We start from the raw sequence: 23,129 nt of genomic DNA, 5'->3' as shown, positions 1-23,129 counted from the left end.
AAAACCACCATGAGTCAGGCCACCGGCTTTTTCACACACAAGAATTGTTGGAGACACGAGATGGGCGACGGGCACCCCGAATGCCCTCAGCGGCTCGACGCGATCGAAGACCGCCTGCTCATCACCGGACTCGACCACGCGCTGGAGCGCCGCGAGGCGACTCCCGCCTCCATGGCCGACCTGGAACTGGCCCACGGGCGCATGCACCTGGCGTCGCTGCGCGGCCTCTCCGACGGGCTGCGCGACGAGATCGCCGCTGGCGGCCCGACGCACGCGCAGGTCGATCCGGACACCTCCATCAACATCCACTCCTGGGACGCGATCCTGGTGGCCGCTGGCGCCGCCATCGACGCCACCGACGCGGTGCTCGCCGGCGAACTGCTCAACGCCTTCTGCGCCGTGCGCCCGCCCGGCCACCACGCCACCCGCAACCAGGCCATGGGCTTCTGTTTCGTCAACAACGTGGCGGTGGCCGCCAAGTACGCGCTGGAGCGCCACGGCCTGAAACGCGTGGCCATCGTCGATTTCGACGTGCACCACGGCAACGGCACCGAGGACATCGTGGCCGGCGACGAGCGCATCCTCATGTGCAGCTTCTACCAGCACCCGTTCTACCCGGTGTGCGAACACTCCACCGCCAGCAATCTGGTCAACCTGCCGGTGCCGGCCTACACCAAGGGCATGGACATCCGCGAGCTGATCGACACGATGTGGCTGCCGCGGCTGGACGCGCACCGGCCCGAGCTGATTTTCATCAGCGCCGGCTTCGACGCCCACCGCGAAGATGACATGGGCCAGCTCGGCCTGGTGGAGCAGGACTACGCCTGGATCACGCAGCGCATCAAGGAAGTGGCGCAGCGCCACGCCCGGGGCCGCATCGTCAGTTGCCTCGAAGGCGGCTACGACCTGAGCGCGCTGGCGCGCAGCGTGGAAGCCCACCTGAGGGTTCTTGCCGATGTCTGACACCACCCATACCCCCCTGCTGTTGACGCACCACGATGCGCGCGGCGTGCACACCCTCACGCTGAACGCGCCGCGCAGCTTCAACGTGCTCTCCGAAGCCATGATGGCCGCGATGCAGGCCGCGCTGGACGCGGTGGCCGCCGACCCGCAGGCGCGCGCGGTGGTGATCGCCGCCAACGGCCGCGCCTTCTGCGCCGGACACGATCTGAAGGAAATGAAGGCCCGGCCTGACGTGGCGTACTACCAGGCGTTGTTTGCCACCTGCTCGAAACTGATGATGAGCATCCGCAAACTGGAGGTGCCGGTGATCGCGCGGGTGCAGGGCCTGGCCACGGCCGCGGGCTGCCAACTGGTGGCGCAGTGCGATCTGGCGGTGGCGGTGAGCGAGGCCAGTTTCGGCGTGAACGGCATCGACGTCGGCCTGTTCTGCGCCACGCCCAGCGTGGCCCTGTCGCGCAACATGCTGCCCAAACAGGCGATGGAGATGCTGCTCACCGGCGATTTCATCTCGGCCGAGGAAGCGAAAAGCCGGGGCCTGGTGAACCGCGTGGTGGCCGCCGACGCGCTCGACGCGGAGCTGGCCACGCTGGTGGATCGCATCGTGGCCAAACCGCGCGAGGCCCTGGCCATGGGCAAGGCGCTGTTCTACCGCCAACTGGAGACCGGCATGGAGTCGGCCTACCAGCTCGCCGGGCAGACCATGGCCTGCAACATGGCCCACGAGGTGGCCCAGGAAGGCGTGCAGGCCTTCATCGACAAACGCGCGCCCCGCTGGCGCGCCTGAACATTTCCCGTTTTCCTGCTTCATGTCCATTACCGTTTCCACCACCCCCCAGCCCATCGACGACTTCGACCTCTGGATCGCGGGTTTCACCCAGCCCACCGTGCTGATCGAGCTTGGTGCCCTGGCCCTGTGCATCGCCCTGGCCAGCGGCCTGACCTGGCTGCTGCGCCGCTCGCTGGTCATGCAGGACGAGAAGACCTCCGTGCTGTTTGGCCGGCACCTCGTTGACGGGGTGATGTTTCCGCTGCTGCTGCTCACGCTGGGGTACATCGCGCGTGCCCTGCTCACCCAGACGGTGCCGCTGGCGGTGTTCAAGGTGGCCATTCCGGTGCTGGTCTCGCTGGTGGTGATCCGCGTGGGCGTGAAGGTGCTGCAGGTCGCTTTTGCCAGCGCGCCCTGGGTGAAGGTGCTGGAGCGCACCATCTCCTGGCTGGCCTGGCTGGCGATGGTCCTGTGGGTCAGCGGCCTGCTGCCGGTGGTCCTCAACGAGCTGGACCAGATCCAGTGGAAGATCGGCGCCTCCACCATCAGCCTGCGCACCATGATCGAAGGCGCGCTCACCGCCGGTGCGGTGCTCATCCTCTCGCTGTGGGTGTCCTCCGCCATCGAGCGGCGGTTGTTGCGCAAGGCGGTCGGCGGAGACCTCTCGCTGCGCAAGGCAGTGAGCAATGCCACGCGTGCGCTGCTCATGTTCCTGGGGCTCATCCTGGCCCTGTCGGCGGTGGGTATCGACCTCACGGCGCTCTCGGTGCTGGGCGGCGCCATCGGCGTGGGCATCGGCTTTGGCCTGCAGAAACTGGCGGCCAACTACGTCAGTGGCTTCGTGATCCTGGCCGAGCGCAGCATGCGCATCGGCGACAACGTCAAGGTGGATGGCTTCGAGGGGCGCATCACCGACATCAATGCGCGCTACACGGTGATCCGTTCGACCACGGGCCGCGAGTCCATCGTGCCCAACGAGATCCTGATCACCAACCGGGTGGAGAACCTGTCCCTGGCCGACGGCCGCCTGTGGCAGTCGACGGTGGTGTCGGTGGCCTACGACAGCGATGTGGAGCTGGTCTCGCGCCTGCTGATGGAGTCCGCCATGGCCCACCAGCGCGTGCTGATCGAACCGGCGCCTTCGGTGGCGCTGTCGGCCTTCGGTGCCGACGGGCTGGAGTTCACGCTGGGCTACTGGATCGCGGACCCCGAAAACGGCACGCTCAACATCCGCTCGCTGATCAACCGCAGCGTTCTGCAGGCGCTGCGCGCCCACCGCATCGAAATTCCGTACCCGCAGCGCGTGCTGCACATCCAGGCGCGGGCCGCGGCGGAGGTGGCGTCCATCCCGCCCGCTAGCGACTCATGAAGCCGGGCAGCCACAAGGCGATGGCCGGGAACGCGATCAGGATGCCCAGCCGCACCACGTCGGCCATCACGAAGGGCCACACGCCCTGAAAGATGCTGCGCAACCGAACGCCCGGCAGCAGCGAGTTGATGACGAACAGGTTCATGCCCACCGGTGGCGAGATCATGCCGATCTCCACGATGGTCACGATCAGGATGCCGAACCACACGGGATCAAAGCCGAGCGCGGTGATCACCGGGTAGAACACCGGAATGGTCAGCAAGACCATGGACAGCTCTTCCATGGCCAGGCCCAACACGATGTAGATGGCCATCATCACGATCACCACCATGATGGGGTTCGGGCTGAATTGCACGATGAAATCGCGCAGATCGCCGGGCATGCTGGTGAAGTTGACGAAGTTGCTGAAGATCATGGCACCGATCAGGATGGTGAACAGCATGGCGGTGGTGCGGGTACTTTCCACCAGGATTTCCAGCACCTCGCGCGGGCTCAGCGTGCCACGCAGCAGGGCGAACAGGAAGGCGCCCGAGGCGCCGATGCCCGCGCCTTCGGTGGCGGTGAACACGCCACCATAGATGCCGCCGATGACCAGCCCGAACAGCACCGCCACACCCCAGATGCCGCTCAGCGCCTTGAGACGCTGGCTCCAGGTGCTGCGTTCGGCACGCGGACCGGCCGATGGATCGCGCCACGTGATGAACACCACGGCCAGGCAAAGACAGACGATGGCCAGGATGCCCGGAAGGATGCCCGCCACGAACAGCTTGCCGATGTCGGTCTCGGTGATGATCCCGTAGATCACCATGATGGTGGACGGCGGGATCATGATGCCCAGCGTGCCACCGGCCGCGATGGCGCCCGTGCTCAGCGAGTCCTTGTAGCCGTGCGCCTTCATCTCCGGATAGGCCACGCGTGTCATGGTGGCCGCCGTGGCGATGGACGAGCCACAGATGGCCCCGAAGCCGCCCGAGGCAATGATGCTCGCCATGGCCAGGCCGCCGCGTTTGTGGCCCACAAAGGAGTTGGCGGCCGAATACAGTTCGCGCGCCATGCCGGCTCGGGCCACGAAGTTGCCCATCAGGATGAACAGCGGGATCACCGAGAGCACGTAGTGAAAGCCGGTTTCGAAAATCACCTGGCTGGTGCTGGCGAAGGCGGGTTGCCAGCCGCGCAGGATACCCAGCCCGGCCAGACCCACGATGGACATGGAGATGGCCAACGGAATGCGCGCCAGCGCGAGCATGAAAACAGCGATGAACCCCAGTCCGGCTTCGATCATGTGGCCGCTCCCGGGTGGCCGCCGGCACTTTCGCGGACATGAGGCGCGAACACGAACACCAGATGGATCAGGGCGGTGACCACCAACAATCCGGCCATCAGCCAGGCCACGGGCGCAATTGACAGCTGAAGGTGCACCGTGGTGTCACCGTACTCCTCGAAACGCTCGGCGCGCATGGCCATGAGCCGTCCCAGGAAGCCGAAGGCTCCGGCACACACCAGGTTGACCAGACGGGCCTGCACCGATCGCAGCCATTCGGGGATGTAGCCATCAAAGGAGTCGAACACCACGTGTTCGTTGCGCCACGACACCAGGGGCAGCGCGGCAAAGATCACGATCACCATCAGCACTTCGGTGATCTCCAGCCCGCCCGGGACCGAGTGGTCAAAGAACTTGCGCCCGATCACGTCCACGAGGGTGAGCCACATCAGGGAAAAGAGCGCCATGGCGGCCATGATGCCGGTGGACCAGTACAGCAACCGGTCGAGTTTTTTCAGCATGTCGTGCTTTCAGGATGTAAAGAAGCCGATGGGTGACAGCTCGGGCTGTCGGTCCCATCGGCCTGCAGATGCGAGCCAATGCAAGAAACGTGCTCGACGTCTGTCTATTTCGCCTTGGCGATTTCGGCGCGGAACTCGGCCAGCACACCCTTGGGGTTCTTCAGCCCCTTGACCTGCGCGGCGGCGGCCCACTTGGTTTCCAGGTAGTCCTGCTTGTCCATGACCGCCTTCACGAACGCCTTGTCGGCGGCGACGCGGGTCACCCCCATGGACTTCTGCATGTCGCGGCTGGCCGCATCCACCTTGTCCCAACCCTCGCCGAACATGCGCGCGGCGACTTCGCCGGAGAGTCTGTCCACCACGGCCTTGTCCTGCGGCGACAGGCCCTTGTACTTGCCCTCGTTCATCATGAACACGAAGCTGGTGTTGTACAGACCGCCAGGGAAGGTGGTGGCGTGTTTGACCATGCCGAGCTTGAACGACGCCACGGATTCGTCGGGGAAAAAGGTGCCGTCCATCACACCGGTGGAAAGCAGCTCGAAAGACTCGGGCGCCGGCTTGAGCGTGGTGTTCCAGCCCATGGCTTTGGAGAGCTCGTTGATGTTGCCCCCGCCAATGCGGAACTTCAGCGTGGCCGCGTCGGCGGCCGAGGCCACCGGCTTCTTGCTGTTGAAGATGATGCCGGGGCCGTGCGTGAACACCGCCAGCGCCTTCACACCGCGGTGCTCGCCCAGCGGCGCGAAGTACTTGCTGTAGATGCGCTGGTAGGCCACCGAAGTCGCCACCGAGCTGTCGCCCAGGAACGGAAACTCGGCCACCTGGGTGTTGATGAAGCGGCCCGGCGTGTAGCCGTCCACGGTGTATGAAATGTCGGCCAGACCGTCGCGCACCGCGTCAAACGTGCCGGGAGGCGCGGCCACGCTCTTGGGCAGGATGTTGCACTTCATGCGGCCCGCGCTTTCTTTCTCCAGCAGATCGCACCAGTTCTTCTGCACCGTGCTCAGCGTGTGCGTGGGAGGCAGCCAGCTGGAGACGGTGAAGACGGTCTGGGCAGACGCGAGCCCGCTGGTCAGTACCGTGGTGGACAGGGCGGCGGCGAACAGGTGGCGAAGTTTCATGCAGGGTCTCCGATGATCGGCGGGGCGGTGGAACGAGCGTGCGGGACGTCCATAGAATGGTCCGATTCAATATAGGCGAAGACCCCGGCGCTCCAACTCCAGACTTACCCGAATTAGCCGACCGAATGGTTGGTTAATGTGTTCCGAAGCCACCGTTTTGAACCTGCGAAGACCAAGGGGCTTTGTGTCGCGCCAGCGTTCCCCTATAATCCTGAAAAAGCACGACCGTTCGTTTTTTGGTGCTGACGCATGGGCGGCACCGGCGGGCGGTTTCAACCGGTTCCTTCCGTGCCCATACAAAGGGGCGTCATACAATCCCTGGAATTGACGTGCACGTCAATTCGGACCCTGTTTTCACAACCATCTGGAGCAACCCAACATGAAGGTCATCGTCCCCGTCAAACGCGTGGTGGATTACAACGTCAAGGTGCGCGTCAAGAGCGACGGTACGGGCGTGGACATCGCCAACGTCAAGATGAGCATGAACCCGTTTGACGAGATCGCGGTGGAAGAAGCCGTGCGCCTGAAGGAGAAGGGCGTCGTCACCGAAATCATCGCCGTCTCCTGCGGCGTGACCCAGTGCCAGGAAACCCTGCGCACCGCCATGGCCATCGGCGCGGACCGCGCCATCCTGGTGGAAACCGCCGAAGAACTGCAGCCCCTGGCCGTGGCCAAGCTGCTCAAGGCCCTGGTGGACAAGGAACAGCCCGGTCTCGTGATCCTGGGCAAGCAGGCCATCGACGACGACTGCAACCAGACCGGCCAGATGCTCGCCGCCCTGGCCGACCTGCCGCAAGGCACCTTCGCCAACAAGGTCGAAGTGGTCGACGGCAAGGTGAACGTGACCCGTGAAGTCGACGGCGGTCTGGAAACCCTGAGCCTGTCGCTGCCGGCCATCGTCACCACCGACCTGCGCCTGAACGAGCCGCGCTACGTGACCCTGCCCAACATCATGAAGGCCAAGAAGAAGCAGATGGACATCGTCAAACCCGAAGACCTCGGCGTGGACGTGAGCCCGCGCATCAAGACCTTGAAGGTCAGCGAGCCGCCCAAGCGCGGTGCTGGCATCAAGGTGCCGGATGTGGCGACCTTGGTCGAGAAGCTGAAAAACGAGGCGAAGGTGATTTGACCCCCCGCGCCGCGGGACCGGCCCCCCCGCGCCGCCTGCGGCGTCACCCCCCAGGGGGCGCGCCTGGTGGCCCGGCAAAGCCGGTTCCACGGGCGCCTGGAAAAAGACACCTCATTTGATCCGTATCTGGTTTTAAGGAATTCAAGTCATGACCGCACTCGTCATTGCCGAACACGACAACGCCACCATCAAGGGCACCACGCTCAACACCGTCGCCGCCGCCGCCCAGTGCGGGGGTGAGGTGCACGTGCTGATCGCAGGCCACAACGCTGGCCCGGCCGCCGCTGCCGCTGCCCAGATCGTCGGCGTGTCCAAAGTCATCCACGCCGACGCCGAGTACCTCGCGCACGGCCTGGCCGAGAACATGGCCGCCCAGGTGCTGGCCATCGCCGGCAACTACAGCCACATCCTGTTCCCCGCCACCGCCAGCGGCAAGAACATCGCCCCGCGCGTGGCCGCCAAGCTCGACGTGGGCCAGATCAGCGACATCACCAAGGTGATCGCCGCCGACACGTTTGAACGCCCGATCTACGCCGGCAACGCGATTGCCACCGTGCAGAGCGCCGATGCCACCAAGGTCATCACGGTGCGCACCACCGGCTTCGACCCGGCCGCCGCCACCGGTGGATCGGCCGCCGTGGAAACCCAGGCAGCCCAGGCCGACAGCGGCAAGAGCACGTTCCTGGGCAGCGAAATCGCCAAGAGCGACCGCCCCGAACTCACCGCCGCCAAGATCATCGTCTCGGGCGGCCGGGCGCTGGGCAGCGCCGAGAAGTTCAACGAAGTCATGACCCCGCTGGCCGACAAGCTCGGCGCCGCCCTGGGCGCGAGCCGTGCCGCGGTGGACGCGGGCTACGCCCCGAACGACTGGCAGGTCGGCCAGACCGGCAAGATCGTCGCGCCCCAGCTCTACGTGGCCTGCGGCATCTCGGGTGCGATCCAGCACCTGGCCGGCATGAAAGATTCCAAGGTGATCGTGGCGATCAACAAGGACCCCGAAGCCCCGATCTTCTCGGTGGCCGACTACGGCCTGGAGGCCGATCTGTTCGAGGCCGTGCCCGAGCTGATCAAGGCGCTGTAAATACCGCGCCACCGGCGAGGGCATCGTTCGCGATGCCCTTGTTGTATCTGCTGAATATCCACGGAGACGCACCACATGAGCTACACCGCACCCCTCAAGGACATGCTGTTCAACATCCAGCACCTGGCGCGCATCGACCAGGTGGCGCAACTGCCCGGTTTTGAAGACGCCGGGTTTGAAACGGCGCAGGCCGTGCTGGAGGAGTGCGCCAAGCTCAACGAGGGGGTGATCGCGCCGCTGAATTTCGAGGGCGACAAGAACCCCTCTTTCTTTAAGGACGGCCAGGTTACCACCACGCCCGGCTTCAAGGACGCCTTCCGGCAGTACGCCGAAGGCGGCTGGCAGGGCCTGCAACACCCGGTGGACTTCGGCGGCCAGGGCCTGCCCAAGACCATCGGTTCGGCCTGCACCGAAATGCTCAACAGCGCCAACATGAGCTTCGCGCTGTGCCCGCTGCTGACCGACGGCGCCATTGAAGCGCTGATCACCGCCGGCAGCGACGACCTGAAAGCCATCTACCTGGAAAAACTGGTGAGCGGCGAATGGACCGGCACCATGAACCTGACCGAGCCGCAGGCCGGCAGCGATCTGGCCGCCGTGCGCAGCCGCGCCGAACCCCAGCCGGACGGCAGCTACAAGGTGTTCGGCACCAAGATCTTCATCACCTACGGTGAGCACGACATGGCACAGAACATCGTGCACCTCGTGCTGGCCCGCGTGACCGGCGCGCCCGAGGGCGTGAAGGGCATCAGCCTGTTCGTGGTGCCGAAGTTCATGGTGAACGCCGATGGCTCGCTGGGCGCGCGCAACGACGTGCATTGCGTGAGCATCGAACACAAGATGGGCATCAAGGCCTCGCCCACCGCCGTGCTGCAGTACGGCGACCATGGCGGCGCCGTGGGCTACCTCGTGGGCCAGGAAAACCGCGGCCTCGAATACATGTTCATCATGATGAACGCCGCGCGTTACGCCGTGGGCGTGCAGGGCATCGCGATCGCCGAGCGCGCCTACCAGAAGGCCGTGGGCTACGCGAAGGACCGCGTGCAGAGCCGCCCGGTCGATGGCTCGCTCAGCGCTGCCGCGCCCATCATCCACCACCCCGATGTGAAGCGCATGCTCATGACCATGCGCGCCAGCACCGAAGGTTGCCGCGCCATGGCCAGCGTGGCCGCCGCCGCCTACGACGCGGCGCACCACCACCCGGACGCCGATGCCCGCAAGGACAACGCGGCGTTCTACGAGTACCTGGTGCCGCTGGTCAAGGGCTACAGCACCGAGATGAGCCTGGAGGTCACCTCGCTGGGCGTGCAGGTGCACGGTGGCATGGGCTTCATCGAAGAAACCGGCGCCGCCCAGTACTACCGCGACGCCAAGATCCTGACCATCTACGAAGGCACGACCGCGATCCAGGCCAACGACCTGGTGGGCCGCAAGACGGCGCGCGACGGTGGCACCAACGCCAAGGCCATCGCGGCGCAGATCGAGAAAACCGAAGCCGAACTCACGGCCCGCGGCAGTGCCAACGCGCTGGCCGTGGCCAAGCGCCTCACGGCCGCGCGCCAGGCCTTCGTGGAGGTGGTGGAGTTCATCGCCGCCAACACCAAGAGCAACCCCAACGCCGCCTTCGCCGGCAGCGTGCCCTACCTCATGCTCGCGGGCAACGTGGTGGCGGGCTGGCAGCTGGCGCGTGCGCTGCTGGTGGCCGAAGACCAGCTGGCCGCCGGCACCGATGTAGCCTTCATGCAGGCCAAGATCACCACCGCGCGCTTCTACGCCGACCACATCCTGAGCCGCGCTCCGGGCGTGCGCGACAGCATCTGCGAAGGCGCCGACGCGGTCACGGCCATGGCGGTCGACGCGTTCTAGACCCCCTGCACCCTGTTGCTGCGGTGACAGGGCGTTCGGGCTCGCTGACCCAGAATCCAGCCAGCTTTTCGATCCACCACGGAGACACCATGACCACCCGCCAACGCTACCTGCCCCCGGTGCTGAAGAACATCCGGTTCCCGGTGATCGGCTCGCCGCTGTTCATCATCAGCAACCCCAAGCTCGTCATTGCTCAGTGCAAGGCCGGCGTGGTGGGCGCCATGCCGGCGCTCAACGCGCGCCCTGCCGCGCAACTGGAAGACTGGCTGGCCGAGATCACCGAGGCCCTGGCCGCGCACGACGCCGCCAACCCGGACAACAAGGCCGCACCCTTCGCCATCAATCAGATCGTGCACAAGAGCAACGACCGGCTGGAACACGACATGGGCCTGTGCGCCAAGTACAAGGTGCCGATCATCATCACCAGCCTGGGGGCGCGCGAAGACGTGAACCAGGCCGTGCACAGCTGGGGCGGCGTGGTGCTGCACGACGTGATCAACAACGTGTTCGCGCACAAGGCGATCGAGAAGGGCGCGGACGGTCTGATCCCGGTGGCGGCCGGTGCTGGCGGCCACGCCAGCGTGAAGAGCCCGTTTGCCATGGTGCAGGAGATCCGCGAGTGGTTCGACGGCCCGATCGCGCTCTCGGGCGCCATCGCCTCGGGCGGCGCGATCCTGGCCGCGCAGGCCATGGGCGCCGACTTCGCCTACATCGGCTCGGCCTTCATCGCCACCGAGGAGGCCCGCGCCGTGGACGGCTACAAGCAGATGATCACCGAGTGCAATTCGGACGACATCGTCTACAGCAACTTCTACACCGGCATCCACGGCAACTACCTGAAGGGCAGCATCCGCAACGCCGGCATGGACCCCGACCACCTGCCCGAGAGCGACCCGAGCAAGATGAACTTCTCCACCGGCGAAGGCGCCAACGCGGCCAAGGCCTGGAAAGACATCTGGGGCTGTGGTCAGGGCATCGGCGCGATCCGCGAGGTGATGCCGGCGGCCGATCTGGTGGTGCGCTTCAAGCGCGAATACGCCGAGGCCAAGGCGCGCATCTGCATGGGCTGAGCGCGTCGCGGACCGTTTGAAAAAGCCGGCCTTGGGCCGGCTTTTTCGTGTCGGCCGCGCGGTGGTCCCGGCTGGCGCGCTCAGGGCGTGATCACGCCCTGCAGCAACTCCAGCAGGCTCTTGGGCCGCTCCGTTTCAGGGGGCTGCGGGGGCGCGGCGTACTGCGTGCCGCCGGTGTCGGAAATGCTGCTGACCCAGTGGCCGCCCAGCCACTCGCTGTAGAGCCAGTCGCTGCCCGCGTACGCCAGCCCGGCGGGTGGTTCGGCGGGCGGGGCCTCGGGCACGCCCTTGAGCGCCGCGGCCATGTAGTCGGTCCAGATCGGCAGCGCCAGCCGACCGCCGGATTCGCGCTCGCCCAGGCTGCGCGGGTTGTCGAAGCCCATCCAGACCGCGGTGGCCAGCGTGGGCTGGTGGCCGACGAACCAGGCGTCCACCGCGTCGTTGGTGGTGCCAGTCTTGCCATAAATGTCGGCGCGCTTGAGCGTGGCCTGGGCCCTGGCCCCTGTGCCCACGCGGGCCACGTCGTTCAGCAGGCTGTTCATCACGAACGCATTGCGCGCGGGGATGGCGCGGTTGTCGTCGGTCAGGGGTTCCGGCGGCGGTGCCTCGAACAGCAGCTTGCCCTGGGCGTCGGTGATCTTTTCCACCACCACCGGCGCCACGCGCCAGCCACCGTTGGCCAGCGTGGCGTAGGCCCGCGCCATCTGCAGCGGCGTGGCGCTGCCCGTGCCCAGCGCCAGCGTGAGGTTGTCGGGCTGGCGCTGCGCTTCCAGGCCAAACCGGGTGACCCACTCGCGCGCGCGTTGCGTGCCCACATGCTGCAGCACGCGCACGCTCGCCAGGTTGCTCGACTTCGTCAGCGCTTCCCGCAGCGTGATCGGGCCGGCGTGCTGACCGCTGCTGTTGTCCGGGCTCCAGCCGTTGGCCGCGGTGTAGGGCGTGTCGTCCACCAGGGTGGCGGGCATCACGCGCTCTTCCAGCGCGGCCGAGTACAGCAGCGGCTTGAAGGCCGAGCCGGGCTGGCGCCAGCCCTGCGTCACGTGGTTGAAGGGCTGGCGTGTGAAATCGAAACCGCCGACGAGCGCACGCACGCGGCCGGTGTGCGTGTCCAGCGCCACCAGCGCGGCCTCGGCCTCGGGCCATTGCGAGATCGCCCACGTCGGCTCGGTCTTGCCCTTGCCGTTGCCCGTGTTCACCACCCGCACGATGGAGCCGCGCTCCAGCTTCAGCGGTGCCTGGGCCTTGGGCGCGAGCCCCGCCTGTGCCCAGCGCAGGCCCTCGCCCTGCAGGCTGATGTGTTCCCCGCTGGCGAGCTGCACTTTCAGCAGCTTCGGGCTGGCCGTCAACACCACGCCCACGCGCAGCGTCTCGTCGTCGGGGTGGTCTTTCAGCGCTTGCGCGGCCGCGCGCTCCAGCTCGGGGCCGTCGTTGTCGTCGGGCAGGGTTTCGTGGTCTTCCGGGCCACGCCAGGCGCCACGGCGGTCGAAGGCCAGCACGCCGCGCTGCACCGCTTCGTGGGCGGCGCGCTGGTCGGCCGCGCGCAGCGAGGTCGTCACGCGCAGCCCCCGCGAATAGGCGTCGGTGCCAAAACGCTCCACCACCGCGCGGCGCGCCATTTCGGCCACATGCCCGGCGTGCACGCTGCGCAGGCCCTGCGGGCGCACCACGATCTCTTCGGCGCGGGCGGCGGCCAGCTCCTGGTCGGTGATCACACCCACGGTGCGCATGCGCGAGAGCACCACGCGCTGGCGCTTGATGGCGCGCTCGAAGTTGCTCACCGGGTTGGCGTAGTAGGGGTTCTGCGGCAGGCCGGCGAGCAGGGCGGTCTCGGCCAGCGAGAGCTGGTCCATGGGTTTGCCGAAATAGGTCTGCGCCGCCGCAGCAAAGCCGTAGGCACGCTGGCCGAGGAAGATTTCGTTGAGGTAGATCTCCAGGATGCGGTCTTTGGAGATGGCCTGCTCCAGCTTGAGCGCGAGCACGATTTCCTTGGCCTTGCGCTCGGCGGTGAACTCGCGCGTGAGCAGCATGGTGCGCACCAGTTGCTGCGTGATGGTGGAGGCGCCCTGTCGGCGCCCGCCCGTGAGCGCGGCCACCACCGCGCGCGCCATGCCTTTGGGGTCCACCCCGGAATGTTCGCGAAAGCGCGCGTCTTCCACGGCCAGCACCGCGTCCTGCAGCAGCTTGGGCGTTTGTGCCAGCGGCACGTATTCGCGCCGCTCGGCGCCGAACTGCGCGATCTCCACGCCGTCGGCGGTGAACACCTGCAGCGGCAGCTTGGGCGTGTAGTGGACGATGCGGTCCAGGGGCGGCAGCTCGAAGGTGGACGCCGCTGCGGGGGGCAGGGCGAGCGCGGTGGGCAGCAGCACCAGGGCGAGCCATGCGCGGTGCGGGAAAAACTGGAACATGGGACGGAATTGTCCGGGATGTGTGTGAAGCGAATAAGGAGCGGCCGAGATTTCCGGTATCCGGGCGTGATTGTCGTGCAGGAGGGCCGCTGCACGTCCCATCCGGCGGCGGTGTCCGCCCTGGCGGGCGCGTCCGGGTCAGGTGCTGCCGCGCACCACCAGCTCGAAGCCCAGGTCGAGCGCACCCGGCGAGGGGGAGTCGCCCCGCATGAGCTCCAGCAGCATCTGCGCGCTGGCTTCGCCCATGGCGCGCCGCGGGGTGCGCACGGTGGTGAGCGGGGGCACCATGAGATCGCTGCCCGAGAGGTCGTTGAAGCCGGCCACCGCGATGCGCTCGGGCACGGCGATCTTCAGGCGCAGCGCCGCGAGCAGGCCGCCCTGGGCCAGGTCGTCGTTGCAGAAGAACACGGCGTCCACCTCGGGCCGGGTGCGCAACAGATCCTCAAGCAGTTCACCGCCCAGGCGCATGGAGGAGGGCTGTGGGCTGAGCAGTTCCAGCCGCGCGTCGTACACGCCGTGTTGGCGCAGGCAGCGCCGGTAGCCCTCGGCGCGCTGCATGGTGCGGGGGTCGAGCTGGGCCGCCACGAACGCGATGCGCTGGCGCCCGCGCTGCAGCAGGTGTTCGGCGATGGCGTAACCCGCGTCGATCTGCGAAAACCCCACGCAGTGCACGCCGGGCGCGGTGGTCAGCTCCATCAGGTGCACGCAGGGCACGCCACTGGTGGCGAGCAGGGCCCGCGCGGCCTCGGTGCGGTCGAATCCGGTGAGCAGCAGGCCGGCCGGGCGATGCGCCAGGTAGCTGCGCAGCAGTTGCTCTTCCTGCAAGGGTTCGTAGTGCGTCACGCCAATGAGCATCTGGTAGCCGTGGGGCAGCAGGGTGCGGTGCACGGCTTCGAGCACATCGACGAACAGCGCGTTGGACAACAGGGGCACCAGCACCGGCACTTGCGTGCTGCGTTGCGAGGCCAGGGCGCGCGCGGCCGGGTCGGGCACATAGCCCAGTTGCTGCGCGGCCTGCTTCACGCGCTCCACCAGCCCGGCGGCCACGCCGCGTTCGCCGCGCAGCGCCCGCGAGGCGGTGATGGGGCTCACATCGGCCGCGCGGGCCACGTCGCTCAGGGTGGTGCGGCCGCTGTGGCGGCGCTTGCGTTCGGTGGGTTCCAAGGGTTTTCCCGGTATGTGTGGAGGAGACGTTGGCGTTAGGATAGCGCTGTCCAATGGATTTCACCCCCGAACTTACCCTGAACGCTCCCCCGTATGTTGCCGCAAAACATCCACCATGCCGATCTGCAGCGGGTCTCTTGTCGCCGCTTTTTTTTTGAATCGATGGGATAGCGCTACCAAATGAAAAATTTCCCCGAAAACGGCAGCCTGGTCGTGATGGGCGTGGCGGGTTGCGGCAAGTCCAGCCTGGGCCAGCTCTGCGCCGAAGCGCTCGGTCTGCCGCTGCTCGAAGGCGACGATTTCCATTCCCCCTCGAACGTGAGCCGGATGCGCAGTGGCACGCCGCTGAGTGACGACGACCGCGCCGCCTGGCTCGACACCCTGGCCGGACAGTTGCAGGCCCATCCGCAGGGGGTGGTGCTCACCTGTTCGGCACTCAGACAGCGCTACCGCGACCGGCTGCGCGCCGCAGCGCCCGGTCTGCGCTTCGCCTTTCTCGACCTCACGCAGGAACAGGCGCGCGAACGAGTGGCCGCCCGGTCCGAGCACCTGTTTCCGGTGAGCCTGGTGGCGAGCCAGTTCGCCACGCTGGAAGACCCGAGCGAAGAGCCCGGTGTGCTGCGGCTGGACGCCACCCGCCCGCTGCCCGAGCTGGGCGCCGCCGTCGTGCGCTGGATGCATGGCACCGAGGCCAGCGCCCTGGCGCAACCCCTGGAGACCAAACCATGAAACCGGGTCATTTGCTCAAACACGGGGCCGAGGCCCTGCTGGCGCTGTGTCTGCTGGGCATGGTGGTCTGCGTGTTCGGCAACGTGGTGCTTCGCTACGGCTTCAACAGCGGCATCAACGCGACCGAAGAACTGTCGCGCCTGCTGTTCGTCTGGATGGTGTTCCTGGGCGCGACCGCCGCCTACCCGATGGGCCAGCACATGGCTTTCACCAGTCTGGTGGGGGTGCTGCGCGACCGGCCCGTGGTGTTCGCCATCGCCACGCTGGCCATCCGCCTGCTGGTGCTGCTGGCCTGCGTGCTGCTGGGCCGTGGCGCCTGGCAGCAAGTGGTGGTGGGCATGGACAGCAACTCCGTGGTGCTCGGTTACCCGGTGGCGCTGCTGCCGCTGCCGGCGCTGCTGTGCGCGCTGGCCATCGGGTGCATGGTGCTGATCGAGATCGTGCGGCGCGCGCCGCTCGACCTGGGCCACCAGGCCGAGATGGAGTGACACGATGACCGTTGAAGCAATGGCCTTCGTGGTCTTCATCGCCGGCATGGTGGTGCTCATGGGCATCGGCATGAACATGGCGTTCGCGTTGCTGCTCACCGGGGCCGCCATGGCCTGGGTGATGGATTTCTGGGACACCCAGCTGCTGGCCCAGAACATGGTGGCCGGCGTCGACAGCTTTCCGCTGCTGGCCGTGCCTTTCTTCATCCTCGCGGGCGAACTGATGAACACGGGCGGCATCAGCCGCCGCATCATCGACATGGCGCAGGCCTGGGTCGGCCACGTGCGGGGCGGGCTGGGCTACGTGGCCATCGGCGCAGCGGTGCTGCTCTCGGCCATGTCGGGCTCGGCGCTGGCCGACGCCGCGGCCATGTCCGCCATCCTGCTGCCCATGATGCGCAAGCACGGCTACCCGGTGGCCTCGTCCGCCGGGCTGATTGCCGCGGGCAGCGTGATCGGCCCGATCATCCCGCCGTCGATGGCCTTCGTGATCTACGGCGTGACGACCAACACCTCGATCTCGGCGCTGTTCATCTCGGGCATCGTGCCCGGCCTGATCATGGGCGCCGCGCTGGTGGTGACCTGGCGCGTGGTGCTGCGCAAGATGGCGTTGCAGAGCCACCCGCCCGTGCCCATGGCCGAGCGTCTGCGCCTCACCGGCCGCGCGGTCTGGGCGCTGTTCATGCCGGTGATCATCATCGGCGGCATGAAAAGCGGCGTGTTCACCCCGACCGAGGCCGCCGTGGTGGCCGCGGCCTACGCGCTGGTGATCGCGCTCTTCGTGCACCGCGAGATGCGCCTGCCCGAGCTGTATGGGGTGTTGGTGCGCGCCGCGAGCACCACCTCGGTGGTGATGTTCCTGTGCGCCGGTGCCGCCGTGGCCAGCTACATGATCACGCTGGCCGACCTGCCGTCCACACTCACCGGCTGGCTGGGGCCGCTGGTGGAGCACCCGCGCGTGCTCATGGTCACCATGATGCTGGTGCTGGTGCTGATCGGCACCGCGCTCGACCTCACGCCCACCATCCTGATCTTCGCGCCGGTGATGCTGCCCATCGCCGTGAAGGCGGGCATCGACCCGGTGTACTTCGGGCTGATGTTCGTGCTCAACGGCGCGATCGGCCTGGTCACGCCGCCCGTGGGCACGGTGCTCAACGTGGTGGCCGGTGTGGGGCGCCTGCCCATGCACCAGGTCATCAAGGGCGTCAACCCGTTCCTGCTCGCCTACCTCATCGTTCTCGGCCTGTTCATCGTGTTCCCGCAGATCGTCACCGCGCCCGTGGCCTGGATGCGCTGACGTTTCAACCTTACCCACTGCTCCAAGGAGACTGTCATGACCCTGTTTCGTCGCACCCTCATCGCCGCCACCGCCGCGGCCGCGCTCGCCACCCCGTTCACCGCCAGTTGGGCGCAGGACATCAAGCCGCGCATCATCCGCTTCGGCTACGGCCTGAACGAAATCTCCAACCAGGGCCGTGCCACCAAGGTGTTCGCCGACGAGGTGGAAAAAGCCTCGGGCGGCAAGATGAAAGTCCGTGCCATCGGCGCGGCCGCGCTCGGCTCGGACGTGCAGATGCAGCAGGCCCTGATCGGCGGCGCGCAGGAAATGATGGTGGGCTCCACCGCCACGCTGGTGGGCATCACCAAGGAGATGGCGATCTGGGATACGCCCTTCCTGTTCGACAATGCCAAGGAAGCCGACGCCGTGCTCGACGGCCCGGTGGGCCAGAAGGTGATGGACAAGCTGCAGGAAAAGGGGCTGGTCGGCCTGGTGTACTGGGAGAACGGTTTCCGCAACCTCACCAACAACAAGCGCGCCGTGACCAAGCTCGAAGACATGGACGGCATCAAGCTGCGCGTGATGCAGAACACAGTGTTCATCGACAGCTTCAAGACCCTGGGCGCCAACGCCGTGCCGCTGCCGTTCTCCGAGCTGTTCACCGCACTGGAAACCAAGACCGTCGACGGCCAGGAGAACCCGTACAACACCATTCTTTCCAGCAAGTTCTACGAGGTGCAGAAGTACCTGACCGTGACCAACCACGTCTACAGCCCCTGGATCGTGCTGGTGAGCAAGAAGTACTGGGATGCCCTGAGCCAGGCCGAGCGCACGGTCTTGCTCAATGCCGCGAAAAAGAGCCGCGACTTCGAGCGCCAGGACACGCGCGCCGAGGCCGACAAGGCGCTGGCCGATCTGAAGGGCAAGGGCATGCAGATCAACCAGCTCTCGCCCGCCGAAGCCAACCGCATGCGTGCGAAGCTGGAGGCGGTGAACACCGGCATTGCCGCCAACGTGGGTGAAGGCCTGTGGAAAGAGGTGCAGGGCGCCGTGGCGCAGGCGCGCGGCGGCAAATAATCGCTGCCCCTGCGCTGCGGTGAAGCCGGCCTTGCCCAAGGCCGGCTTTCTTCTTTCTGGTTTGAGGGGCGATTGCGCGATCCGGCTGCGGACCGGTGCCGGCGGGCCTGTAACCGGGCGGAAACGGCGGCGCCCGCTCTCCGGTAGAGTACGCCCCTCAAACGGTTCGCACGTTTGGGGGTAGCCTTGGTGGCCCCGGACTGCCGCGAGACCGACCCGGCTGCGGCCGCGGTGCTCCCTCTTCACACACCCACAGAATCGACATGAACGGTCCTATCGCCCTGACTCAACTTCCCCAGAAAAACATCTTTCGCGCAGGCGACGTGTTCGTGCTGTTCGGTGAACTGTTCGGCCGCGGCTATGCCAACGGCCTGGTCAACGAAGCACGCCAGGCGGGCATGACGGTCATCGGCATTACCGTGGGCCGCCGCGAAGCCGACGGCACGCTGCGCCCGCTGACCGACGAAGAGCTCGCCGCGGGCGAAGCCAACCTGGGCGGCAAGATCATCAACGTGCCGCTGATGGCCGGTTTTGACATGGACGCCCCGGCCGGCACCCCCACGCCCACGGAAATGCTGGGCAAGCTCACCCTCAAGACCTGGACCGAGGACAAGCTCGACTGGGACCACATCGCGAAGTGCCGCGAGGTCGGCGTGGAGCGCTTCAAGACCTCGCTGGCCCAGGTCATGGCCACGCTCGACGGCATGATCCCCGACGGCCGCAACGTCTTTTTCGCCCACACCATGGCCGGTGGCATCCCCAAGGCCAAGGTCTTTCTCGCCATCGCCAACCGCGTCTACAAGGGCCGGGGCGATCGCCACCAGTCCTCGCAGGTGCTGCTCGACAGCGATCTGGGCAAGCTGATCCTGCAGAACTTCGACGAAGTCTCGGCCAACACCTTCGGCCACCTCATCGAAGCCAGCGCGGCCATCCGGGAGCGCGCCGAGCGCACCGGCGGCCAGGTCCGCTACAGCGCCTACGGCTACCACGGCACCAGCATCCTCATTGGCGACGAGTACCTGTGGCAGACCTACAGCAACTACACCCAGGGCTACGCCAAGATGCGGCTGGAGCGCATCGCCCAGGCCGCGTGGGAGCAGGGCATTCGCGCCACGGTTTACAACTGCCCCGAGATCCGCACCAATTCGTCGGACATCTTCGTTGGCGTCGAGCTGCCGCTGTTCTCGCTGCTGCGCGCGCTCAAGCGGGAAAACGGCGGCGCCTGGGCCGAAACCCAGTGGCAGGCCTGCCGCGAGCTGCTGAGCGACGCTGGCGCGCTCGACACCGTGATGCAGAAGATCGCCGACTTCTACGCCACCGACGTGATGAAGGGCTACGGCAACTTCGCCGCCTGGCCCATGCCCAACAGCCAGGGCCTGGCCGACCTGATGATCGGCGCCTCCGACGACATCGTGGCCATGCACAAGGAGCGCACAGCCCTCATCACCGACCTGCTCAGCGCCCTGGTGATCGAAGCCTCCGGCGCCCTGATGTTCCGCGAATGCTCAGCCCCCAGCGGCCCGGTGCTCTGGCTCAACCACGACATCATCGCCCGCCAGCTCAACCAGGCGCACGGCTGAGCGGGAGCGCGACCCGCCACGCAAGAAGGGACTTATCCCAGGGCACCGCCGGGCCGGCTCCGCCGGACGGCCAGTGCCGCCCCCTGGGGGGTAGCGCGAAGCGCTGCAGGGGGGTCAAACAGCTCCACGAAACCGGGTGAGCGACTGCTTGCGGAACTCGCTCGGCGTCATGCCCTTGATTTCGAGGAAGCGGCGGTTGAAGTTGGCCACGTTGTTGAAGCCCACCTCGTAGCAGATGTGGGTGACCTGCTGCTCGCTGTCCATCAGCAGCTGGCAGGCGCGGCTGATGCGCACGCGGTTGACGAAATCGGTGAAGGTGTTGCCGGTGGCGCGGCGGAAAAAGCGGCTGAACCTGCTCTCGCTCATGCCCAGTTCGGCGGCCAGCGCGGCGGCGGAGTGTTCTTCCGACAGGTGCTCGGTGATGCGACTGACGACGGCGTCGATCTGGTCGAGCGAGGCATCGTCGTCGGTGCTCTGCAACTGCACGGCCGACAGCAGCCGGTAGTCGGTGCAGGCGGCCAGGTCGCACATGAAGTCGCAGAACGCGGTGAAGCGGCGCAGGCCGCGTGTGTTCTTGACCTTGTGCCAGTGGGCCTCGGCGGCCTCGGACAGGCCGAAGAATTCGATGCCGTGTTTGGCGCGCTCCAGCAGCGGCAGCACCTCGGCCAGTTCGGGGATGGTGTCGCTGGCGCGCACCAGCGGCTCGTGTGAAAACTGGATCACCAGGTCGCGCAGCGGCACCCCACCCTGGGGCAGGTCCATGCTGACCCAGTTGTGCGGCAGGCGCGGGCCGGTGAGCACCAGCTGGCCGGGCTGGAACGGCCCGATCCAGTCGCCCACGAAGACCTTGCCGCTGGTGGCGGTGATCAGGTGCAGCTCGTATTCGTCGTGGTAGTGCCAGCGTGCCAGCGGGGTGGGAAAACCGTGGGCCAGGCAGCGCACGAAACCCACCTCGGTCGGCGACTCATAGCCCAGGTCGGGCGAGCGCGCGTACTCGTGTTCCAGCTCGGGCCTGAGCTGGCGCGGGGTGGCGTGCATCTTGGTGGTCATGCTTCAGTTCATGACGTTACCACCGTCCACATTCAGCGTCTGCGCCGTGATGTACGAGGCCTCGTCGCTGGCGAGGAAAATCGCGGCGCCGCACAGGTCGGTGGGATCGCCCATGTGGCCCAGGGGCACGGCCTCGCCGACGCGCTTTTTCTTCTCGCCGATCGGCAGGTTCTCGTATTTGGCGAACAGCGCGTCCACGTCTTTCCACATGGGCGTGGCGATCACGCCGGGGGCGATGCCGTTGACGCGGATCCGGTGCGGCGCCATGGCGAGCGCGGCGCTCTGGGTGTAGCTGATGATGGCGGCCTTGCTCGCGCAGTAGTGCGACACCAGCGCCTCGCCGCGGCGACCGGCCTGCGAGGCCATGTTGATCACCGCGCCGCCCTGCACCTGGTTGGCCACCATGTGGGCCAGCACCTTCTGCATGACGAAGAACGCGCCCTTGACGTTGACCGCGAAGATCCGGTCGTACATGGCTTCATCGCTTTCCAGCAGCGGCGCCATGTCGAAGATGGCGGCGTTGTTGAACAGCGTGGTGATGGCGCCGAAGCGGGCGCTGGCCGCGTGGATCAGCGCGTCCACCTGTTCGGGCCGGGTCACGTCGGTGGGTTGGTATTGCAGGCTGTCGGGGTAGGCCTGGAGCAGCCGGGTCAGCTCGGGCGACGCGGCTTTGCCGATGTCGGCCACGGTGCAGCGTGCGCCCTGTTGCAGGTAGGCGGTGGCCACGGCCAGGCCGATGCCGCCCGCGGCGCCGGTGAGCAGGGCATGTTTGTGGGTCAGTCGAAGGCTCATGGTGCGGTGTGTTCGCGGATGAAGGATTGAACGCGCGCGAAGGCATCGCGCAGGGCTTGGACGAGGCGGGGATCGCTGGCCAGCTCGCCCCAGAGCGTGGGGTCGGCGGCGAAGGCGGCCACCGGGTCGGCGGCGTCGCAGATGGCGTGGGCCGCGGCCGGGTCCATGGCCTGGTCCTGGTAGGCGTAGGGCAGCGTGCCCTGGTGCCAGCGCTGCAGGCAGGCCAGGAAGAGGGCGGGCAGCAGGGCCACGCTGGCGATGCTGTCGGCGCGCGCGAGCCTGTCGCGGATGGTGGGCGCGATCATGCCGGGGATCTTGGCGAAACCGTCCATGGCCACGCGCTGGTTGGTGTCCTGGATGGCGGGGTTGCCGAAGCGGTCGAGCACCACGTCGCGGTAGGCCGCCAGATCGATCGGGCTGGGCAGCAGCACGGGAATCGCGTCGTCGCTGACGTAGTCGTGGGCCATCTTCCGGATCGCCGGGTCGTGCGTGCCCTCGTGGATGTAGCGGTGACCCACCAGCGTGCCGGCCCAGGCGATGCAGCTGTGGGTGGCGTTGAGCAGGCGGATCTTGGCTTCCTCGTAGGGCTGCACCGAGTCCACCAGTTCCACACCCACGCGCGCCCAGTCGGGCCGGCCGGCGATGAAGTGGTCTTCGATCACCCACTGGATGAAGCTCTCGCCCATGACCGGGGCGCGGTCGTCCCAGCCGGTGGCGGCCCGCACGCGCTCGGCCACGTCGGGCGTGGGGCGCGGCGTGATGCGGTCCACCATGGCGTTGGGGCTGGTGGTGTGGGTCTTCACCCAGTCGGCCAGCGCGGTGTCGCCCAGGGCTTCGATGAACTGCAGCAGGCCACCGCGCGAGCGCTCGCCGTTGTGGCGCAGGTTGTCGCAGTTGAGCAGGGTGACGGGGCCGCCGTGGTGCCGCATGCGCGCGCGCAGCAGGGTGGCGAGCGCGCCGTAAAGGGTGTGGCCGGCCTGGCCGGCGCGCACGGCCTCCAGGTCGGCGCGCAGGTCGGGGAAGCTGGGCCAGTCGAGGCGGTCGTTCGCGTCGAGGTAGTAGCCGGCTTCGGTGACGGTGAAGGAGATGATGCGCGTGGACGGCGCCACGGCCAGGGCGATCAGCGGCGCCAGATCGGCCTGGTAGGGCAGCACGCGGCGGATCGATTCGATGCGCGTGTAGCTGCGCTCGCCCTGCGGCGTGACGGTCTCCAGCGTGTAGGCACCGCCCTGGGCGCGCAGCGCGGCCATGGTCTCGGGCATGTCGGGCCGCAGGTTGCCGCCCGCGATCACCCAGCGGGTGTCGCCCAACTGGTGCAACCGGTGCAGGTAGAGCGCCTGGTGGGCGCGGTGGAACGAGCCCAGCCCCAGGTGCAGGATGGTCAGCTCGGCGGAGGAAGAAGGCGTGCTCATGGTGGCGAA

Annotated in this window: 20 protein-coding genes; 12 read left to right on the top strand and 8 right to left on the bottom strand. The window is 67.1% G+C overall.

What is annotated here, in order from left to right:
- Positions 1 to 9 precede the first annotated feature (9 nt).
- From AC07YZ_RS05135 to AC07YZ_RS05125, 3 genes are read left to right on the top strand one after another with little or no spacing between them, the layout of a single operon-like run.
- Complete coding sequence (locus AC07YZ_RS05135; RefSeq protein ID WP_226492483.1) at positions 10 to 963, top strand: histone deacetylase family protein; 954 nt, start codon at positions 10 to 12, stop codon at positions 961 to 963.
- The gene (locus tag AC07YZ_RS05130; RefSeq protein WP_494793961.1) at positions 956 to 1,747 is read left to right on the top strand and encodes an enoyl-CoA hydratase; all 792 of its coding nucleotides are present in this window, start codon (positions 956 to 958) and stop codon (positions 1,745 to 1,747) included. The genes AC07YZ_RS05135 and AC07YZ_RS05130 overlap by 8 nt, the downstream gene beginning before the upstream one ends.
- A 22-nt stretch (positions 1,748 to 1,769) precedes the next feature.
- Positions 1,770 to 3,098, top strand: a complete 1,329-nt coding sequence (locus AC07YZ_RS05125) for a mechanosensitive ion channel family protein (protein ID WP_494793960.1) — start codon at positions 1,770 to 1,772, stop codon at positions 3,096 to 3,098.
- Here the strand turns inward: AC07YZ_RS05125 and AC07YZ_RS05120 are convergent.
- The 3 genes from AC07YZ_RS05120 to AC07YZ_RS05110 form a co-directional block, all read right to left on the bottom strand.
- The gene (locus tag AC07YZ_RS05120; RefSeq protein ID WP_226492486.1) at positions 3,085 to 4,380 is read right to left on the bottom strand and encodes a TRAP transporter large permease; all 1,296 of its coding nucleotides are present in this window, start codon (positions 4,378 to 4,380) and stop codon (positions 3,085 to 3,087) included. The genes AC07YZ_RS05125 and AC07YZ_RS05120 overlap by 14 nt on opposite strands.
- The gene (locus AC07YZ_RS05115; protein ID WP_226492487.1) at positions 4,377 to 4,880 is read right to left on the bottom strand and encodes a TRAP transporter small permease; all 504 of its coding nucleotides are present in this window, start codon (positions 4,878 to 4,880) and stop codon (positions 4,377 to 4,379) included. Before AC07YZ_RS05115 ends, AC07YZ_RS05120 begins: the two co-directional genes overlap by 4 nt.
- Positions 4,881 to 4,984: 104 nt before the next feature.
- Positions 4,985 to 5,998, bottom strand: coding sequence for a TRAP transporter substrate-binding protein (locus AC07YZ_RS05110; protein ID WP_494793959.1), 1,014 nt, complete (start codon positions 5,996 to 5,998; stop codon positions 4,985 to 4,987).
- 379 nt (positions 5,999 to 6,377) lie between these two features.
- Here AC07YZ_RS05110 and AC07YZ_RS05105 point away from each other — a divergent pair, with 379 nt between their 5' ends.
- The 4 genes from AC07YZ_RS05105 (at position 6,378) to AC07YZ_RS05090 (ending at position 11,144) form a co-directional block, all read left to right on the top strand.
- Positions 6,378 to 7,127 carry an electron transfer flavoprotein subunit beta/FixA family protein gene (locus tag AC07YZ_RS05105; protein ID WP_494793958.1) on the top strand — a complete coding sequence of 250 codons (750 nt, stop codon included), beginning with the start codon at positions 6,378 to 6,380 and terminating at the stop codon, positions 7,125 to 7,127.
- A 148-nt stretch (positions 7,128 to 7,275) separates the two neighbouring features.
- Complete coding sequence (locus tag AC07YZ_RS05100; RefSeq protein ID WP_494793957.1) at positions 7,276 to 8,208, top strand: electron transfer flavoprotein subunit alpha/FixB family protein; 933 nt, start codon at positions 7,276 to 7,278, stop codon at positions 8,206 to 8,208.
- Positions 8,209 to 8,283: 75 nt separating this feature from the next.
- Positions 8,284 to 10,074, top strand: coding sequence for an acyl-CoA dehydrogenase (locus tag AC07YZ_RS05095; RefSeq protein WP_494793956.1), 1,791 nt, complete (start codon positions 8,284 to 8,286; stop codon positions 10,072 to 10,074).
- Positions 10,075 to 10,163: 89 nt separating this feature from the next.
- Positions 10,164 to 11,144: an NAD(P)H-dependent flavin oxidoreductase gene (locus AC07YZ_RS05090; protein WP_494793955.1), complete on the top strand. Its 981-nt coding sequence runs from the start codon at positions 10,164 to 10,166 to the stop codon at positions 11,142 to 11,144.
- 80 nt (positions 11,145 to 11,224) lie between these two features.
- Here AC07YZ_RS05090 and AC07YZ_RS05085 read toward each other — a convergent pair whose 3' ends face one another.
- Both AC07YZ_RS05085 and gntR read right to left on the bottom strand, forming a co-directional pair.
- Entirely contained in the window at positions 11,225 to 13,549 is a 2,325-nt protein-coding gene (locus AC07YZ_RS05085; protein WP_494793954.1) for a penicillin-binding protein 1A, read from the bottom strand.
- 138 nt (positions 13,550 to 13,687) lie between these two features.
- Positions 13,688 to 14,713 carry an HTH-type transcriptional regulator GntR gene (gene gntR / locus AC07YZ_RS05080; protein ID WP_494793953.1) on the bottom strand — a complete coding sequence of 342 codons (1,026 nt, stop codon included), beginning with the start codon at positions 14,711 to 14,713 and terminating at the stop codon, positions 13,688 to 13,690.
- A gap of 180 nt (positions 14,714 to 14,893) precedes the next feature.
- Between gntR and AC07YZ_RS05075 the strand changes: the two genes are divergently transcribed.
- The 5 genes from AC07YZ_RS05075 (at position 14,894) to AC07YZ_RS05055 (ending at position 19,866) form a co-directional block, all read left to right on the top strand.
- On the top strand, positions 14,894 to 15,442 hold the full coding sequence (locus AC07YZ_RS05075; protein WP_494793952.1) for a gluconokinase: 549 nt from the start codon (positions 14,894 to 14,896) through the stop codon (positions 15,440 to 15,442).
- Entirely contained in the window at positions 15,439 to 15,930 is a 492-nt protein-coding gene (locus tag AC07YZ_RS05070; protein WP_494793951.1) for a TRAP transporter small permease, read from the top strand. Before AC07YZ_RS05075 ends, AC07YZ_RS05070 begins: the two co-directional genes overlap by 4 nt.
- A 4-nt stretch (positions 15,931 to 15,934) precedes the next feature.
- Positions 15,935 to 17,227, top strand: a complete 1,293-nt coding sequence (locus AC07YZ_RS05065) for a TRAP transporter large permease (RefSeq protein ID WP_494793950.1) — start codon at positions 15,935 to 15,937, stop codon at positions 17,225 to 17,227.
- A gap of 36 nt (positions 17,228 to 17,263) precedes the next feature.
- Positions 17,264 to 18,286: a TRAP transporter substrate-binding protein gene (locus tag AC07YZ_RS05060; RefSeq protein WP_494793949.1), complete on the top strand. Its 1,023-nt coding sequence runs from the start codon at positions 17,264 to 17,266 to the stop codon at positions 18,284 to 18,286.
- 263 nt (positions 18,287 to 18,549) lie between these two features.
- A complete protein-coding gene (locus AC07YZ_RS05055; protein ID WP_494793948.1) occupies positions 18,550 to 19,866 on the top strand; it encodes an enoyl ACP reductase FabMG family protein in 1,317 nt (438 codons plus the stop codon).
- Between the two features lie 114 nt (positions 19,867 to 19,980).
- Here AC07YZ_RS05055 and AC07YZ_RS05050 read toward each other — a convergent pair whose 3' ends face one another.
- From AC07YZ_RS05050 to dalD, 3 genes are read right to left on the bottom strand one after another with little or no spacing between them, the layout of a single operon-like run.
- Complete coding sequence (locus tag AC07YZ_RS05050) at positions 19,981 to 20,916, bottom strand: AraC family transcriptional regulator (protein WP_494793947.1); 936 nt, start codon at positions 20,914 to 20,916, stop codon at positions 19,981 to 19,983.
- 3 nt (positions 20,917 to 20,919) lie between these two features.
- Positions 20,920 to 21,708 carry an L-iditol 2-dehydrogenase gene (locus tag AC07YZ_RS05045; protein WP_494793946.1) on the bottom strand — a complete coding sequence of 263 codons (789 nt, stop codon included), beginning with the start codon at positions 21,706 to 21,708 and terminating at the stop codon, positions 20,920 to 20,922.
- On the bottom strand, positions 21,705 to 23,120 hold the full coding sequence (dalD, locus tag AC07YZ_RS05040; protein ID WP_494793945.1) for a D-arabinitol 4-dehydrogenase: 1,416 nt from the start codon (positions 23,118 to 23,120) through the stop codon (positions 21,705 to 21,707). The genes AC07YZ_RS05045 and dalD overlap by 4 nt, the downstream gene beginning before the upstream one ends.
- Positions 23,121 to 23,129: the final 9 nt, after the last annotated feature.

The organism is Hydrogenophaga sp. GW101-3F08 (assembly GCF_059424585.1).
This window is presented reverse-complemented; position numbering and strand designations above follow the sequence as displayed.